Genomic DNA, 14,902 nt, shown 5'->3' with positions numbered 1-14,902 from the left:
CGCACGGGGCGTTTCGTATGCGTCGAGCGCTCGACGCGCAGCGCTTACGAGCGCTGCGGGTTGACCTTGTCGTCCTTCGAATGCAGCTTGTTCAGCGCCGAAATGTACGCCTTCGCGGACGCCGCGACGATGTCCGGATCGGTGCCGACGCCGTTGACGATCCGCCCGCTCTTCGACAGCCGGACGGTCACCTCGCCCTGCGCCTGCGTGCCGGTCGTGATCGCGTTCACCGAATACAGCAGCAGTTCGGAACCGCTGCCGACTTCGCCCTCGATCGCGTTGAACGTCGCGTCGACCGGCCCGTTGCCGCGCGCCTCGCCGGTCACTTCCTTGCCTTCGACCGCGAACACGATCTTCGCCTGCGGCTGCTCGCCCGTCTCCGAACGCTGCGACAGCGACACGAACTTGAAGTGCTCCTGCTCCTGCGCGAGCGCCGATTCTTCGGAGACGATCGCGATGATGTCTTCGTCGAAGATCTCGGCCTTGCGATCGGCGAGGTCCTTGAAGCGCATGAACGCGGCGTTCAGTTCGGCTTCGCTGTCGAGCGACACGCCGAGTTCCTGCAGGCGCTGCTTGAACGCGTTGCGGCCCGACAGCTTGCCGAGCACGATCTTGTTCGCGGTCCAGCCCACATCTTCCGCGCGCATGATCTCGTAGGTGTCGCGCGCCTTCAGCACGCCGTCCTGGTGGATGCCCGACGCGTGCGCGAATGCGTTCGCACCGACCACGGCCTTGTTCGGCTGCACGACGAAACCGGTGATCTGCGACACGAGCTTCGACGTCGGCACGATCTGCGTCGTGTCGATGCCGACGTCGAGGCCAAAGTAGTCCTTGCGGGTCTTCACGGCCATCACGATTTCCTCGAGCGACGTGTTGCCCGCGCGCTCGCCGAGACCGTTGATCGTGCACTCGACCTGCCGCGCACCGCCGATCTTCACGCCGGCGAGCGAGTTCGCCACCGCCATCCCGAGGTCGTTGTGGCAGTGCACGGAGAAAATCGCCTTGTCCGAGTTCGGAATGCGTTCGCGCAGCGTCTTCACGAGGTTGCCGTAGAGCTCCGGCACGCCGTACCCGACCGTGTCGGCGATGTTGATCGTCGTCGCCCCCTCGGCGATCACGGCCTCCAGCACGCGGCACAGGAAGTCGAGATCCGAACGGCTGCCGTCTTCCGGCGAGAATTCGACGTTGTCGGTGAACTTGCGCGCGAAGCGCACCGCGAGGCGCGCCTGCTCGAACACCTGGTCCGGCGTCATCCGCAGCTTCTTCTCCATGTGCAGCGGGGACGTCGCGATGAACGTGTGGATCCGCGAGCTGTTGGCCGGCTTCAGTGCGTCGGCCGCACGCTGGATGTCCTTGTCGTTGGCGCGCGCCAGCGAGCAGATCGTGCTGTCCTTCACCAGGCCGGCGATCGTGTGGATCGCGTCGAAGTCGCCGTTCGAGCTGGCCGCGAAGCCGGCCTCGATCACGTCGACCTTCATCCGCTCGAGATGCTTCGCGATGCGGACTTTCTCTTCCTTCGTCATCGACGCGCCGGGCGATTGTTCACCGTCACGCAACGTCGTATCGAAAATGATCAGCTTGTCTGTCATGGGGGCTCCAGGGCTCTTTATACGGGAATCAAACGTAATGAGATCGCGCCACCGCTGGCGACGCTCAACAACAGACGAGGCTTGACGGAGGGCGAGAACGGTCAGCGCGGCAGGCGCGCCAAAGCTAGCGCGCGTAGCGGCGCACCGGCTAGAAGGAGGGAGAGGCGGGAAAATGCAGTCATGCCGAAGACTATAGCGGCATTCCGCTGGGTGCGCAATCGGACTGCACCCGGGATGCCGGGCCGCGCCGTGCGAAAAAGGGGCAAATGAAAACGGCGGCCCGGAATCACATCCGAGGCCGCCGTTGTCGGGCAGGTTGCGCGTCAGTGATCGCGCTGCGACGAGCGCGCGGGGTTCGCCCGTCCGCGCACGGCCATGTAGGCCCAAAACACGTAGCCGGACAGCCCGTACAGCACGAACAGGCAGAACAGCATCAACGGCGGATCGGACGACACGAGCACGAACGCGACGACGACCAGCAGGATCGCCGCGAACGGCACGCGGTGCCGCACGTCGAGCGCCTTGCCGCTGTAGAACGGCGCGTTCGACACCATCGTCACGCCTGCGTAGATCGTCAGTGCGAACGCGACCCACGGCAGCCAGCCGAGCTTCATCGGCACGCGGTTGTCGGTCGCGAGCCAGACGAAACCGGCGATCAGCGCTGCCGCGGCCGGGCTCGGCAGCCCCTGGAAGAAGCGCTTGTCGACGACGCCGATGTTCGTGTTGAAGCGGGCGAGACGCAGCGCGGCGCCCGAACAGTAGACGAACGCGGCGAGCCAGCCCCAGCGGCCGAGATCCTTCAGCACCCACTCGTACATCACGAGCGCCGGCGCGACGCCGAACGACACCATGTCCGACAGGCTGTCGAACTGTTCGCCGAACGCGCTTTGCGTATGCGTCATCCGCGCGACGCGCCCGTCCATCCCGTCGAGCACCATCGCAACGAAGATCGCGATCGCGGCGATCTCGAAGCGCACGTTCATCGCCTGCACGACCGCGAAGAAGCCGCAGAACAGCGCGGCGGTCGTGAACGCGTTCGGCAGCAGGTAGATGCCGCGCGTCTTCAGGAACCGCTGGCGCGCGGCGCGGCGGCTCTCGATGGGCGCCGGGTCCTGCGCCATCACCTTGTTGCGGCGGAACGGGCGTGGCGCCTGGCCGGAGCCGTTGCGCGGACGACGCGGTTTGAATGCGGCCATCGTGCGTCCCGCCGCTTACTGTTCGAGCTCGGCGAGGATCGTCGACGACGCGTAGACCTTCTCGCCGATCGACACCTTCGCGCGGCTGCCGAGCGGCAGGTACACGTCGACGCGCGAACCGAAGCGGATGAACCCGTAGCGCTGACCGCGCGACAGCGGCTCGCCGGCACGCACGTAGCAGAGGATCCGGCGGGCGACGAGGCCGGCGATCTGCACGGCGGTGACGGTCTTGCCGCTCGCCGTCTGGATCACGACCGCATTGCGCTCGTTCTCGGTCGACGCCTTGTCGATCGCCGCGTTCAGGAACGCGCCGGGGAAGTATTCGACCTTGGTGACCGCGCCGTCGACCGGCGAACGCTGCGAATGGACGTTGAAGACATTCATGAACACGCTGATCTTCAGCGCTTCGCGATTCGCGTACGGATCCTGGGTGGTCTCGACCGCGACGATGCGGCCGTCCGCCGGGCACAGCACCGCGTTCGGCTGCGCCGGGATCGGGCGCTGCGGATCGCGGAAGAACTGGACGACGAAGACGAGCAGCAGCCAGAACGGCCACGCGAAGCCGAAGCCCCCGACGGCGTGGATCAACAACGCGATGACGGCTGCAATCGCGATGAACGGCCAGCCTTCGCGCGCGATGATCGGATGAGGATAGTTCATGGGTTCGTTCGGTGTTCGGTGAATTGCAAAGCCCGTAGGATAGCAAAAGCCGCCCGGGGCACTGCTGCCTTCGGACGGCTTTTTGATACTGACCCTCCACTCGAAGGGCCGGAACAGCACGCGGTGCTTAGTTCTTCGTCTGGTCGACGAGCTTGTTCTTCGCGATCCACGGCATCATCGCGCGCAGCTTCGAGCCGACCTGCTCGATCTGGTGCTCGGCCGTCAGGCGGCGGCGCGACTGCAGCGTCGGCGCACCTGCCTTGTTCTCGAGAATGAAGCTCTTCGCGTACTCGCCCGTCTGGATGTCGGTCAGGCACTGCTTCATCGCCTTCTTCGTCTCTTCCGTGACGACACGCGGGCCCGTCACGTACTCGCCGTATTCGGCGTTGTTCGAGATCGAGTAGTTCATGTTCGCGATGCCGCCTTCGTAGATCAGGTCGACGATCAGCTTCAGCTCGTGCAGGCACTCGAAGTACGCCATTTCCGGCGCGTAGCCGGCTTCGACCAGCGTCTCGAAACCTGCCTTGATCAGCTCGACGGTACCGCCGCACAGCACAGCCTGCTCGCCGAACAGGTCGGTTTCGGTTTCTTCACGGAAGTTCGTCTCGATGATGCCGGCACGGCCGCCGCCGTTCGCTGCCGCGTACGACAGCGCGATGTCGCGTGCCGCGCCCGACTTGTTCTGCGCAACCGCGATCAGGTGCGGCACGCCGCCACCTTGCGAGTACGTGCCGCGCACGGTGTGGCCCGGAGCCTTCGGCGCGATCATGATCACGTCGAGGTCGGCGCGCGGGATCACCTGGCCGTAGTGGACGTTGAAGCCGTGCGCGAATGCCAGTGCGGCACCCTGCTTGATGTTCGCGTGCACTTCCTTCGCGTACACGTCGGCGATCTGCTCGTCCGGCAGCAGCATCATGACGACGTCCGCGCCCTTCACCGCTTCCGCGACTTCCTTGACCGACAGGCCTGCGTTTTCGGCCTTGCTCCACGACGCGCCGCCCTTGCGAAGGCCGACCGTCACGTTCACGCCGCTGTCCTTCAGGTTCAGTGCGTGCGCATGGCCTTGCGAGCCGTAGCCGATGATCGTGACTTGCTTGCCCTTGATGAGGGAGAGGTCAGCGTCTTTATCGTAGAAAACGTTCATGATGGTTCCTTCGCCAATTCAAAAATTCAACAATTCGTTCAGATGGAGTACTGCGGGCCGGGACATGACGGCGCACCCGGCGTGCCTGTCCGGCATCACACCTTCAGGATGCGCTCGCCGCGTCCGATGCCGGAGCTGCCGGTACGCACGGTCTCTAGGATCGCGGTCGCGTCCAGCCCCTGGATGAATGCGTCGAGCTTGTCGCTCGCGCCCGTCAATTCGATCGTGTAGGTCTTTTCGGTCACGTCGATGATGCGGCCGCGGAAAATATCCGACATCCGCTTCATTTCTTCGCGCTCCTTGCCCACTGCACGTACCTTGATCAGCATCAGCTCGCGTTCGATGTGTGCACCGTCGGTCAGGTCCACCACTTTCACCACCTCGATCAGGCGGTTCAGATGCTTCGTGATCTGTTCGATCACGTCGTCCGAGCCAATGGAAACGATGGTCAGCCGCGACAGCGATTGGTCTTCGGTCGGCGCCACCGTCAAGGTTTCGATGTTGTAGCCGCGTGCGGAAAACAGACCGACCACGCGCGACAGCGCGCCCGGTTCGTTTTCCAGCAGGACGGAAATGATGTGTCTCATGTTCGCTTCTTCCAGAATGTGTCCGTGTCGATTCACTCGCGCCGCGCGCCGCCCGATGCCGCACCGCCCTTCGTGAAGGCGGCCGCCTCGGCCCCGGCGCGCGTCGCGCCGTTACAGGTCTTCCGATCCGAGCAGCATCTCGGTGATGCCCTTGCCGGCCTGTACCATCGGCCAGACGTTTTCGGTCGGATCGGTCTGGAAGTCGAGAAACACGGTGCGGTCCTTCAGGCGCAGCGCTTCCTTCAGCGCCGGCTCCACATCCGAGGTCTTTTCGATCCGCATGCCGACATGGCCGTACGCTTCGGCGAGCTTCACGAAATCGGGCAGCGCATCCATGTACGAATGCGAATAGCGCTTGCTGTATTCGATCTGCTGCCACTGGCGGACCATGCCGAGATAGCGGTTGTTCAGCGAAATGATCTTCACGGGCGTGTCGTACTGCAGGCAGGTCGACAGTTCCTGGATGCACATCTGGATCGAGCCTTCGCCCGTGATGCACAGCACGTCGTCGTCCGGGTGCGCCATCTTGACGCCCATCGCTGCCGGCAGGCCGAAACCCATCGTGCCGAGGCCGCCGGAGTTGATCCAGCGACGCGGCTTGTTGAAACGGTAGAACTGCGCGGCCCACATCTGGTGCTGGCCGACGTCCGAGCACACGAATGCGTTGCCGTCCGTCAGCTCCCAGGCTTTCTCGACCACGTACTGCGGCTTGATGATCTCGCTGTCGCGGTCGAACTTCAGGCAGTCCTTCGAACGCCAGCCCTCGATATCCTTCCACCATTGCGCGAGCGCGTCGGTGTCGGGGCCGTGCTCGGCCGTCTGCAGTTGCTCGATCAGCTCCTTCAGCACTTCCTTCACGTCGCCGACGATCGGGATGTCGACCTTCACGCGCTTCGAGATCGACGACGGGTCGATGTCGATGTGGATGATCTTGCGCGGACGCGACGCGAAGTGCGCCGGGTCGCCGATCACGCGGTCGTCGAAGCGGGCACCGATCGCGATCAGCACGTCGCAGTGCTGCATCGCCATGTTCGCTTCGTACGTGCCGTGCATGCCGAGCATGCCGAGGAATTTCTTGTCCGACGCGCGATAGCCGCCGAGGCCCATCAGCGTGTTCGTGACCGGGTAGCCGAGCAGGTCGGCGAACTGGTTCAGTTCGCGCGCGGCGTCGGCGAGGATGATGCCGCCGCCCGTATAGATATAGGGACGCTTCGCCGACAGCAGCAGCGACACGGCCTTGCGGATCTGGCCCGAATGGCCCTTCGTGACGGGGTTGTACGAGCGCAGCGACACGCTCTTGACCGGCTCGTACTGGCACGGCGTCTTCGAGATGTCCTTCGGGATGTCGATCAGCACCGGGCCCGGGCGGCCGGTGCGGGCGATGTAGAACGCCTTCTTGACGGTTTCCGCGAGGTCGCGCACGTCCTTCACGAGGAAGTTGTGCTTCACGCACGGACGCGTGATGCCGACCGTGTCGCACTCCTGGAACGCGTCCTGGCCGATCGCGGCAGTCGGCACCTGGCCGCTGATCACGACCATCGGAATCGAATCCATGTAGGCCGTTGCAATGCCGGTCACCGCATTGGTGACACCGGGGCCGGACGTCACGAGACAGACGCCGACGTTGCCGGTGGAACGCGCATACGCATCGGCTGCGTGCACGGCCGCCTGTTCGTGGCGCACCAGCACGTGCTGAATCTTGTCTTGCTTGTAGAGCTCGTCGTAGATGTAGAGTACCGAGCCGCCGGGATAGCCCCAGATGAATTCGACGTTCTCGTCGGCCAGTGCCTTCATGAGCACGGTGGCGCCGATGGAGTCGCTATCGGGAGGGGAAAGGGGTTCCGACGTGGAGAATTCCGCGCTGGGCATGTTCATTTTGACCTTTCGAATTTTCGGCAAAAAATTGATCGGGTGCTCTCTGCCGGGCTTGTGGCTCGGGTTCAAGCGGCGCGTCCAGTTTGAAGGGCGGGCTTCTTGGGCCAGCCTCAAATGAGACCATCACTTCATGTTGCGAATCGCTGACGATAGCGGGTCATGATTGGGTCGTCAAGCAAAATATCCCGCAGCGCATCATGCGCCCCGCCCGGCGGCCCGCGGACGCTGCTCGCGCGCAACGTACCGAGCCGTCGACGGTGCCAAGTCGCGCGAAAATTTGTTAGCATCCGCGGGTTTTACGAAATTTTTCGACCTTTCACACGCCGCAGTCCGCAGCGCATACCTTTACGGAATGGCATCAGACAAGGAACTCGCCGACTTTCTGGCGGGCGTCGAAAGGCGCGCGTTCAAGCAGGCTGCGTACGCCGTGCGCGACGACGATGCGTCGCTCGACATCGTGCAGGACGCGATGATCAAGCTGGCGGAGAAGTACGGCGACCGGCCGGCGGCCGAGCTGCCGCTGCTGTTCCAGCGGATCCTGCAGAACGCGATCCACGACTGGTTCCGCCGGCAGAAGGTCCGCAATACCTGGGTGACGCTCTTCTCGTCGCTCAACAACACGGACGACGAGGACTTCGATCCGCTGGAAACGCTCGAGTCCGCGGACGACAATGCGGGCGTCGAGAGCACCGAGCACCGCCTCGAGCGGGAGCAGGTTCTGGCCCTGATCGACGAAGAAATCCAGAAACTTCCAACGCGTCAACGGGAAGCGTTCCTGATGCGTTATTGGGAAGATATGGATGTCGCCGAGACTGCCGCCGCAATGGGGTGCTCCGAAGGCAGCGTCAAGACGCACTGCTCGCGAGCCACCCACACCCTGGCGCAAGCGCTCAAGGCCAAAGGAATCACGCTATGAGCTCCGCTCCCGTAAATCGAGAACACGAATTCGCGCTGAAGGTCCGCCGCGCGCTGGACGAACGTGCCGCGGCGCTGCCTGCCGCGACCGCCGACCGTCTGGCCGTCGCACGCCGGGCCGCGCTCGCGCGCAAGAAGCCGGAAGCCGCGACCGCGCCGGTGTTCGTGCCCGCCTTCGCCGGTGCCGCGGCCGCATACGGCACGCCGCCCGCGAGTCGCCCGCAAACGTCGTTCGCGCGCCGCCTGCTGCGCGCCTGGCCGCTCGCGCTGCTGCTCGCGGGGCTCGTCGGCATCGCGTACTGGGAAGACATGCAGCGCACCGCCGAACTCGCCGACATCGACGCGGCGATGCTCAGCGACGACCTGCCGCTCAACGCGTATCTCGATCACGGGTTCAACGCGTATCTTTCGCACGCACGCTAACAGAGAATAACGAGGGGATCGCACGGGTGAGTCAGAAACGCGGCCTGGCCGTATTTTTCGGATGCGTGATCGCGATCGCCGTTTCCTACGTCGCCACCTATTCCCGATTCAACCCGCCTGCCGCGACGGTCTCCGCCGCGGCCAGCAGCGCGCCCGCGCCGACTTCGGCCGCCGCCGGGCTGACCACCGAACTCGCCCCGCTGCCCCTGCCGCTGCCGGCCGCCAACGGCCCGCTGTCGTGGGCGCGCCTGACACCCGCGCAACGCGCGGCACTCGCGCCGTTCGCCGATCAATGGGACGGCTTCAGCGATGCACGCAAGCGCAAATGGCTGAAGATCGCGTCACGTTTCGCGAAATTGACGCCCGATGAGCAGAAGCACCTGCAGGACAGGATGTCCGAGTGGGCGCGGATGACGCCCGAGCAGCGCCGCGTCGCGCGCGAGAATTACCAGAGCGCGAAGGAGCTGTCCGCGCAGGCGCGCGAGCGTGCGTGGAAGGCCTACCAGCAACTTCCCGAAGAACAGAAGGAGCGCCTCGCCGCGACCGAGCGCCGTCGCCGGCCGAGCGTCGTCAGCGCGCCGCCGACGGTCGCCGACCGCGATGTGCGCCGCCTCGTCAATTCGCACGAGCATCCGGCGAGCAACGCCGCGGCGGCATCGGCGCCCGCCACGTCCGGCGGCGGCACGCCGCCCGTCGCGGCATCATCCATGCCAGGCACCGCACCCGCGCCTGCGACGGTCACGCCCGTCTCGCCGGCCGACGCGCCGTCGATGTTCAAGGGTTCCTGACCCGACGTGGCGAGCGCCCCCGCACCCCAGGCCCCGGCCGTCGTCGCCGCGCCGTCCGTGCGGCGACGCCTCGCCGCGATGCTGTACGAAGCCGTGCTGCTGTTCGGCATCGTGTTCTTCGCCGGCCTCGCATTCAGCCTCGCGACGCAGCAGCGCAACGGCCTCGTTCATCACAATCTCCTCGCCGCATGGATCGCGCTCGTCGTCGGCGCGTACTTCGTCTGGTTCTGGACCCATGGTGGCCAGACGCTGCCGATGAAGACCTGGCGGCTGCGGCTCGAATCGTCGACCGGCCGTCCGCTGAGCGCCGGCCACGCGCTCGTCCGCTACGCGCTCGGGTGGCTGTGGTTCCTGCCCCCGCTCGCGCTGCATCCGCTCCTCGGCCTGTCGGTGCCCGTCACGCTCGCGCTGGCGGCCGCGTGGCTCGTCGCATGGGCCGGCGCCGCCCGCCTGCACCCCGATCGCCAGTTCCCGCACGACCGCATCGCCCGCACGCGCGTCGTCGCGATTCCGCGGTGACGCGCTGACGCGCCGCGCGGTCCGCGGGACCGCGACCCGTTCCGCGCGTCGGCGCATCCATCAGACGAAACCCCTCGAAGGCGCAATTACGGCCACCGCTCACGGCTTGCCCGATCGCCGCGGGGCGGTCGGTTCGGCAGATTACGCAACGCCGCCGCATTCACTGCTAAACACGCCGGAACGACAGTAATAAGAACGTCTCGTGACTGTCACGGCATGGTCACGCCCGCATGGCGCAATGCCGGTAATGTCAACCGGCGCGAGTCATGCATGGGCCAGAAAACGTCCGCGACCTCCCTGTTCCGTCAACCGCTCGGCGCCCGCGCCGTCACCGCCTTCCTGTCCGGCTCGGCCGCAACCGATGCCCTTTCGTCGCATGAGCCGACGGCCGCGCACGCCAGGCAGCACGACGACCCCGAGCCGTCCACCCATCGCTACCGCACGATCTGGCTGTCCGACATCCATCTCGGCTCGAGCGGCTGCCAGGCGTCGTACCTGCTCGACTTCCTGCGCCACAACGATTCTGAATACCTGTACCTCGTCGGCGACATCATCGACGGCTGGCAGCTGAAGAAGGGCTGGTACTGGCCGCAGGCGCACAACGACGTCGTGCAGAAGGTCCTGCGCAAGGCGCGCAAGGGCACGCAGGTGGTCTACATCCCGGGCAACCACGACGAAGGCGCGCGGCAGTTCTGCGACCTCGCGTTCGGCGACATCCAGGTGCGCGGCGAGGCATTTCACACGACGCTCGCGGGCAAGCGCCTGTGGATCGTCCACGGCGACCTGTTCGACGGCGTGATCCAGCACGCGAAATGGCTCGCGTATCTCGGCGACACGCTCTACACGCTGATCCTCGTGCTGAACCGCTGGTTCAACCGGATTCGCAGCCGGCTGGGCTTCCAGTACTGGTCGCTGTCGCAGTACCTGAAGCATCAGGTGAAGAACGCCGTGAACTTCATCTCGCAGTTCGAGACCGTGATGACCGACGAGGCGCGCCGCCGTGGCTGCGACGGCGTCGTGTGCGGGCACATCCACAAGGCGGAGATCCGCGACATCGACGGCGTGCTGTACTGCAACGACGGCGACTGGGTCGAGAGCCTGTCCGCGCTCGTCGAAACGATGGAAGGCGAGCTGAAGATCATCTACTGGACGGCGATGCGCGCCGCGCCGTCCGCAGCCCCGTCGCGCAAGGCCAAGGCCACCGCCTGACACAACTCCACTTACAGGACACATGCCGCGATGAAGATCATGATCGTCACCGACGCGTGGGAGCCGCAGGTCAACGGCGTCGTGCGCACGCTGAAGAGCACCTCCCGCGAACTCACCGCGCTCGGCCACCGGGTCGAAATGCTGACGCCGCTGGAATTCCGCACGGTGCCCTGCCCGACCTACCCCGAGATCCGCCTGTCGATCCTGCCGTACCGCAAGCTGCGCGCCCGGATCGATGCGTTCGCCCCCGATGCGCTGCACATCGCGACCGAAGGCCCGCTCGGCCTCGCCGCGCGACGCTATGCGCGCGCGCGCAAGCTGCCGTACACGACCGCGTATCACACGCGCTTTCCGGAATACGTGCAGGCGCGCTTCGGCATTCCGCTGTCGGCGACCTACAAGTTCCTGCACTGGTTCCACGGGCCGTCGCTCGCGGTGATGGCGCCGACCCCGGTCGTGAAGCAGGACCTCGAGAAGTTCGGCTTCACGAACGTCGTGCTGTGGACGCGCGGCGTCGACCTCGACATCTTCCGGCCGATGGAGTCGAAGGTGCTCAATACCGCGCGGCCGATCTTCCTGTACGTCGGCCGCGTCGCGATCGAGAAGAACGTCGAGGCGTTCCTGCGCCTCGACCTGCCCGGCTCGAAGTGGGTCGCGGGCGAAGGTCCCGCGCTCGCCGAACTGAAATCGCGCTATCCGGAAGCGAACTATCTCGGCGTCCTGTCGCAAGCCGAGCTCGCCAAGGTGTATGCTGCGGCCGACGTGTTCGTGTTCCCGAGTCGCACCGACACGTTCGGCCTCGTGCTGCTGGAGGCCCTCGCGTGTGGCACGCCGGTCGCCGCGTACCCGGTCACGGGCCCGATCGACGTGCTCGGCGGGGGCGATGCCGGCGCGATGCACGAAGACCTGCAGGAAGCCTGCCTCGAGGCGCTCAAGATCGAACGCGAGACTGCCCGCGCATGGGCCGAGCGCTTCTCGTGGCGCGCGGCGTCCGAGCAGTTCGCGTCGCATCTGAAACCGCTGCCGAAGACTGCGTACTCGCCCGCCGAAGGTGCCGCCGTTTGAAACGAGACCTGAACGACAAGACCCCGCCCCCTGCCGCGACGGCGCAACCGCATCGTCCGTTCGACGAAGAAGAGCCTCACGCCGACGCGGACGTGCACACGCACGAACCGCTCGGCCCCGACGATCGGCTCGCGCCGCTGCCGCCGAATCCGTACAAGCGCCACCGCGGCATCACGCGTGCGTGGTACGCGCTCAAGCATTCGCTGAACGGGTTTCGCGTCGCGATCCGCGAGGAGAGCGCGTTTCGCCAGGAGCTCACGCTCGCCGCGCTGATGCTGCCGATCGGTGCGTTTTCGCCGGTCCCCGCCGCATCGCGCGCGCTGCTGATCGCGTCGGTGCTGCTCGTGCTGATCGTCGAGCTGCTCAACTCGAGCGTCGAGGCCGCGATCGATCGCATCTCGCTCGAGCGCCACGAATTGTCGAAGCGCGCGAAGGATCTCGGCAGCGCGGCGGTCACGGTCGCGCTGTTCGCGTGCGTGACGACATGGGGCTTCGTGCTCGGCCCGGTGATCGCACGCTGGCTCGGCTTCTGACGGCACCTGCGGCACCGCCTGCGTGCGGCGCTGCACCATGCGCCGAACGCATCGCGATCACGAAATGCGCCCGATGTAAGGAAAGCGCGGTTTATAATCGTCCGCCAGACTTAGAACAGCAACCCGCGCCGGACGAATCTCGCAGCATCGATTGCAGCGCCCGCCAGTCCGGCACACACAGGGCCGGACGACATGGAAGCGAAACCTCCCCGCCGCACCCGCGAACGGATTCTCGAGTTGTCGTTGAAACTCTTCAACGAGATCGGCGAGCCGAACGTCACGACCACGACGATCGCCGAGGAAATGGAAATCAGTCCAGGCAACCTGTACTACCATTTCCGCAACAAGGACGACATCATCAACAGCATCTTCGCGCAGTTCGAGCAGCAGATCGAACGGCGACTGCGCTTTCCCGAAGATCACCGTCCGACGATCGACGAAACCTGGTCGTACCTGCAGTACATGGCCGACTTCATGTGGACCTACCGGTTCCTGTATCGCGACCTCAACGACCTGCTCGCGCGCAACCGCACGCTCGAGACGCACTTCAAGCAGATCATCAGCCACAAGGTGCGCTTCGCGCACGACATGTGCGAGCTGCTCGTGTCCGACGCCGAAATGGTCGCGACGCCCGCCGAGATCGAAGTCATCGCCACCAACATGGCCGTGATCTCGACGTACTGGCTGTCGTATCAGTACGTGATGCACCCGCGCAAATACAACGACCAGGACGCGATCCGCGAAGAGCTGCACCAGGTGAGCATGCACGTGATCTCGATCATGGCTCCGTACCTGCGCGGCCGTTCGCGCCAGCTGTTCGACGATCTCGTCTCCGGCAAGCTGCCCAAGCGCCAGTTCACCGACTACCTGCCGCCGCGCGACGGTTCGCCGCGCCCCGCGGGCAGCCCGGTCGCCGCCAAGCCCGCCGCGAAGGATGCGAAACAATGAAGGCAGTCTGTGTTTACTGCGGCTCGTCGTCCGGCGTGCGGCCCGTCTATGCGGACGCCGCGCGCGCGTTCGGCCGCGCGCTCGTCGATGCGGGCCTCACGCTCGTCTACGGCGGCGGCCGCGTCGGCCTGATGGGCGTGATCGCCGATGAAGTGATGGCGGCCGGCGGCCATGCGGTCGGCGTGATCCCCGAGTTGCTGGTCGACAAGGAAGTCGGCCATACCGGGCTGTCCGAGCTGCACGTCGTGCCCGACATGCACCATCGCAAGAAAATGATGGCCGACCTCGCGGATGCGTTCGTCGCGATGCCCGGCGGCGCCGGCACGCTCGAGGAATTCTTCGAGGTCTATACGTGGGCGCAGCTCGGCTATCACCGCAAGCCCGTTGCGCTGTACAACATCGATTCGTTCTACGATCCGCTGATCGCGCTGCTGCGCCACACGGTCGACGAAGGCTTCATGCGCCCGACCTACTTCGACGCGCTGTGCCTCGACGCCGAACCGGTCGCGCTGATCGAACAGCTGCGCCGCTACCAGCCGCCCGTTCGCGACAAGTGGGCGCCGGACGCGGCCAAGTAACGTCTACCGGGAGCCGCACGCAATGCCCGCACCGTCGTCCGAGCGCAAGGCCGTCCTCATCACCGGCGCGAGCCGCGGCATCGGCCGCGCGACCGCCGTGCTCGCGGCCGAGCGCGGCTGGGACGTCGGCATCAACTACGCACGCGACGCGGCGGCAGCCGAACTGACCGCGCAAGCCGTTCGCGACGCCGGCGCACGCGCGTGCGTCGTCGCCGGCGACGTGGCGAACGAAGCGGACGTCATCGCGATGTTCGACACCGTCGCGGCGGCGTTCGGTCGCCTCGACGCGCTCGTCAACAATGCGGGGATCGTCGCGCCGTCGATGCCGCTCGCCGACATGCCGGTCGACCGGCTGCGGCGGATGTTCGATACCAATGTGCTCGGCGCCTACCTGTGCGCGCGCGAAGCTGCGCGCAGGCTGTCCACCGATCGCGGCGGGCGCGGCGGCGCGATCGTCAACGTGTCGTCGATCGCATCGCGGCTCGGTTCGCCGAACGAGTATGTCGACTATGCCGGCTCGAAGGGCGCGGTCGATTCGCTGACGATCGGCCTCGCGAAGGAACTCGGCCCGCACGGCGTGCGCGTCAACGCGGTGCGGCCCGGCCTGATCGAGACCGAAATCCATGCGAGCGGCGGCCAGCCGGGCCGCGCGGCACGCCTCGGCGCGCAGACGCCGCTCGGCCGCGCGGGCGAGGCGCAGGAGATCGCGGAAGCGATCGTCTGGCTGCTCGGCGATACGGCGTCATACACGACGGGCGCCCTGCTCGACGTCGGCGGCGGCCGGTAATCGCGCCCCAAAAGGGGGAAAAACGGACCGCTGAAGCGGTCCGTGGTCACGACACCACAAATCTCCACAATATCGTGACCATTTCA

Annotated in this window: 16 protein-coding genes; 10 read left to right on the top strand and 6 right to left on the bottom strand. The window is 65.8% G+C overall.

Features of this window, described 5'->3' with window-relative positions:
- Positions 1-44: 44 nt before the first annotated feature.
- The 6 genes from ACV22V_RS26760 to ACV22V_RS26735 form a co-directional block, all read right to left on the bottom strand.
- Entirely contained in the window at positions 45-1,589 is a 1,545-nt protein-coding gene (locus ACV22V_RS26760) for a 2-isopropylmalate synthase (protein WP_059533224.1), read from the bottom strand.
- Positions 1,590-1,912: 323 nt separating this feature from the next.
- Entirely contained in the window at positions 1,913-2,785 is an 873-nt protein-coding gene (gene pssA, locus ACV22V_RS26755) for a CDP-diacylglycerol--serine O-phosphatidyltransferase (protein ID WP_059533226.1), read from the bottom strand.
- A 15-nt stretch (positions 2,786-2,800) separates the two neighbouring features.
- Complete coding sequence (locus ACV22V_RS26750; protein ID WP_059468119.1) at positions 2,801-3,445, bottom strand: phosphatidylserine decarboxylase; 645 nt, start codon at positions 3,443-3,445, stop codon at positions 2,801-2,803.
- Positions 3,446-3,572: 127 nt separating this feature from the next.
- Positions 3,573-4,589 (bottom strand): ketol-acid reductoisomerase, encoded by a 1,017-nt coding sequence (gene ilvC, locus ACV22V_RS26745; RefSeq protein ID WP_059533228.1) that lies wholly within the window; start codon positions 4,587-4,589, stop codon positions 3,573-3,575.
- Between the two features lie 95 nt (positions 4,590-4,684).
- Positions 4,685-5,176 carry an acetolactate synthase small subunit gene (gene ilvN, locus ACV22V_RS26740; RefSeq protein WP_034207977.1) on the bottom strand — a complete coding sequence of 164 codons (492 nt, stop codon included), beginning with the start codon at positions 5,174-5,176 and terminating at the stop codon, positions 4,685-4,687.
- A 111-nt stretch (positions 5,177-5,287) separates the two neighbouring features.
- Positions 5,288-7,051: an acetolactate synthase 3 catalytic subunit gene (locus ACV22V_RS26735; protein WP_059533230.1), complete on the bottom strand. Its 1,764-nt coding sequence runs from the start codon at positions 7,049-7,051 to the stop codon at positions 5,288-5,290.
- Between the two features lie 352 nt (positions 7,052-7,403).
- Here ACV22V_RS26735 and ACV22V_RS26730 point away from each other — a divergent pair, with 352 nt between their 5' ends.
- The 10 genes from ACV22V_RS26730 (at position 7,404) to ACV22V_RS26685 (ending at position 14,816) form a co-directional block, all read left to right on the top strand.
- A complete protein-coding gene (locus tag ACV22V_RS26730; RefSeq protein ID WP_059468121.1) occupies positions 7,404-7,967 on the top strand; it encodes an RNA polymerase sigma factor in 564 nt (187 codons plus the stop codon).
- Positions 7,964-8,389, top strand: coding sequence for a DUF3619 family protein (locus ACV22V_RS26725; RefSeq protein WP_059533231.1), 426 nt, complete (start codon positions 7,964-7,966; stop codon positions 8,387-8,389). The genes ACV22V_RS26730 and ACV22V_RS26725 overlap by 4 nt, the downstream gene beginning before the upstream one ends.
- 26 nt (positions 8,390-8,415) lie before the next feature.
- Positions 8,416-9,177 carry a DUF3106 domain-containing protein gene (locus tag ACV22V_RS26720; protein WP_059703399.1) on the top strand — a complete coding sequence of 254 codons (762 nt, stop codon included), beginning with the start codon at positions 8,416-8,418 and terminating at the stop codon, positions 9,175-9,177.
- A gap of 78 nt (positions 9,178-9,255) precedes the next feature.
- Positions 9,256-9,696 carry an RDD family protein gene (locus tag ACV22V_RS26715; RefSeq protein ID WP_373557202.1) on the top strand — a complete coding sequence of 147 codons (441 nt, stop codon included), beginning with the start codon at positions 9,256-9,258 and terminating at the stop codon, positions 9,694-9,696.
- Positions 9,697-9,966: 270 nt separating this feature from the next.
- Positions 9,967-10,905, top strand: coding sequence for a UDP-2,3-diacylglucosamine diphosphatase (locus ACV22V_RS26710; RefSeq protein ID WP_448016017.1), 939 nt, complete (start codon positions 9,967-9,969; stop codon positions 10,903-10,905).
- 30 nt (positions 10,906-10,935) lie between these two features.
- Positions 10,936-11,970 (top strand): glycosyltransferase family 4 protein, encoded by a 1,035-nt coding sequence (locus ACV22V_RS26705; protein WP_059533238.1) that lies wholly within the window; start codon positions 10,936-10,938, stop codon positions 11,968-11,970.
- Positions 11,967-12,503, top strand: a complete 537-nt coding sequence (locus ACV22V_RS26700; protein ID WP_059533240.1) for a diacylglycerol kinase — start codon at positions 11,967-11,969, stop codon at positions 12,501-12,503. The genes ACV22V_RS26705 and ACV22V_RS26700 overlap by 4 nt, the downstream gene beginning before the upstream one ends.
- A 192-nt stretch (positions 12,504-12,695) precedes the next feature.
- Positions 12,696-13,451 (top strand): TetR/AcrR family transcriptional regulator, encoded by a 756-nt coding sequence (locus tag ACV22V_RS26695; RefSeq protein WP_059533242.1) that lies wholly within the window; start codon positions 12,696-12,698, stop codon positions 13,449-13,451.
- Positions 13,448-14,029, top strand: coding sequence for an LOG family protein (locus ACV22V_RS26690; RefSeq protein ID WP_059533245.1), 582 nt, complete (start codon positions 13,448-13,450; stop codon positions 14,027-14,029). The genes ACV22V_RS26695 and ACV22V_RS26690 overlap by 4 nt, the downstream gene beginning before the upstream one ends.
- Before the next feature lie 22 nt (positions 14,030-14,051).
- Positions 14,052-14,816, top strand: a complete 765-nt coding sequence (locus ACV22V_RS26685) for an SDR family oxidoreductase (RefSeq protein ID WP_059533247.1) — start codon at positions 14,052-14,054, stop codon at positions 14,814-14,816.
- Positions 14,817-14,902: the final 86 nt, after the last annotated feature.

The organism is Burkholderia sp. AW33-5 (assembly GCF_053427615.1).
This window is presented reverse-complemented; position numbering and strand designations above follow the sequence as displayed.